The 1,614-nt window shown below is 77.7% G+C and carries 1 protein-coding gene; it reads right to left on the reverse strand.

Going from position 1 to position 1,614, the window contains the following annotated elements; genetic code table 11:
- Positions 1 to 1,436, reverse strand: a 1,436-nt coding sequence (locus tag EAO70_RS36655; protein ID WP_261993242.1) for a PLP-dependent aminotransferase family protein, incomplete at its 3' end; no start/stop codon positions are given.
- Between the last annotated feature and the right edge of the window lie 178 nt (positions 1,437 to 1,614).

Raw genomic sequence — 1,614 nt, forward strand, 5'->3', positions numbered from 1 at the left:
CCGCCGTCGAGGACACCACCTGGGCCTTCCTCCTTCCCGACGCGCCCGCGCCGCTGGCCGCGCACGCCCCCGAGCGGGTCCTCCTCGTCGACAGCCTCTCCAAGCGGCTCGCCCCGGGGCTGACCGTCGGCTACCTCGTCGAGGACGGCCGGCGGCGGGGAGGCGAGCCCGATGCGGACCGCGTCCGGCGCCGTTCCCGTATCGTCCCGGCCGCCGACCGCGAAGGCGCCGCCCGGGGTGACCGCCACGCCCGCGCGAGCGGCCGCCGCCGCCACGAAGGTCTCGGCCCTCCACGGCGCGGGCAGCTCCCACCAGCAGTGGTAGGCGTGCGGTGAGGTCCGGACCGTCTGCCCGGCGAGGCGCCGGCGGACCAGCGCGTGCCGGGCCGCCGTGTCCGCGCGTTTCGCCGCGACCACCTCGGCGACGGTCCCGTCCCCGGTCCACCGGGTGGCGGCGGCCAGGGCGAGGCCACCCGCCGTCCAGGCGCCGGAGCGCAGCGCCTCCGCCACCGCGGCCCGGAACCGGCCGGGCACGACGAGGTAGCCGACGGTCAGCCCCGGGGCGAGCCGCTTGGAGAGGCTGTCGACGAGGAGGACCCGCTCGGGGGCGTGCGCGGCCAGCGGCGCGGGCGCGTCGGGAAGGAGGAAGGCCCAGGTGGTGTCCTCGACGGCGGTGAGGTCCGTACTCCGCAGCAGTTCGGCGAGTGCGGCCCGCCGCTCCTCGCCCGCTGTCGCGGAGAGCGGGTTGTGCAGCGTGGGCTGGAGGTAGACGGCGGCCAGCGGCGCCGCCCGGTGGGCGGCCGCGAGCGCCTCGGGCCGTACGCCCTCCTCGTCGAGGGCGAGCGGGACGAGCCGGATGCCGAGCGTCTCGGCCACCGCTTTGACCAGGGGATACGTGAGGGCCTCGACACCGAGCCGGCCGCCGGGCGGGACGAGGGCCGCGAGGGCGGCGGCGATGGCCTGGCGGCCGTTCCCCGCGAAGAGCACGGCGTCGGGGTCGGGCGCCCACCCGGGCCGGGCGAGGACGGCGGCCGCCGCCTCGCGCGCCTCCGGGGTGCCGGTGGCGGCGGCGGGCCGGGCCACGGCCTCGGCCAGTACGTCGGACCGGGCGAGGGCGGCGAGGCCGGGGGCCATCAGCGCGGACTGCCCTTCGGCGACGGGGTAGTTGAGCTGGAGGTCGACCGGCGCGGCGCCGGTCGCCTCCGCGAGCGCGGGCCCCGGCAGCGGGGGCGCGGCGCGGACGAAGGTGCCGCGGCCGACCTCTCCGACGACGAGGCCGCGCCGGGCGAGCTCGCCGTAGACGCGGATGGCGGTGGAGTTGGCGATGGCGTGCCGCCGGGCGAAGACCCGCTGCGGCGGCAACCGGTCACCGGGCCGCAACCGACCGTCCCGCACGGCGGCCTCGACGCGATCGGCGATCCGCCGGTACTCCTCCATCGCCCTGCCCTTCCCCGTATCCACGAACCCGCGGCGCGACCGAACACCGGCGCCCAGCGCCCCGGTTCGGACTGAGGACACCCGCCTCCACCTCTATTGCACCGAGAGCAAAGAAAGTATTGCACCGAGCAAAGAGCGGTGCCTAGCCTGCCGACATGCCCGTCATCCACACCACCGC

Source organism: Streptomyces sp. adm13(2018) (assembly GCF_008042145.1).
Taxonomy (GTDB): domain Bacteria; phylum Actinomycetota; class Actinomycetes; order Streptomycetales; family Streptomycetaceae; genus Streptomyces.